This is a genomic window from Pseudomonas sp. 2995-1 (assembly GCF_002742505.1).
GTDB lineage: Bacteria > Pseudomonadota > Gammaproteobacteria > Pseudomonadales > Pseudomonadaceae > Aquipseudomonas > Aquipseudomonas sivasensis.
In genome coordinates, this window is record NZ_LJSA01000370.1 from 1 (window position 1) to 286 (window position 286).

The window sequence follows — 286 nt, forward strand, 5'->3', positions numbered from 1 at the left end:
CGCTAGTACTGTTCGAATGAACGATTGTTCCTGTTTGGAAGTGGAACTGATATTCTCCAATATTGTCTTTTCCACATCTAGAATGGATAAGTCTTGACTAAAGTAACCGATTTTCACTGATGGTGAAATTGTGATTCCATGGTCCTGCTGGTTCCGGTTCATCACCTTCTTTAACAGTGTTGTCTTCCCACTTCCATTAGGACCAATGATAGCTAACTTATCTCCACCTCGAACATAGAAGCTTGATTTATTCCAAAGGATTCGTTTCCCAACTCGCCCCTCCACC

Annotated in this window: 1 protein-coding gene; it reads right to left on the reverse strand. The window is 42.0% G+C overall.

Annotation, left to right across the window (positions count from 1 at the left end; translation table 11 throughout):
• Nucleotides 1–286 (reverse strand): ATP-binding cassette domain-containing protein (locus AOA61_RS17280; RefSeq protein ID WP_143521216.1); only part of this gene is annotated, 286 nt, incomplete at both ends.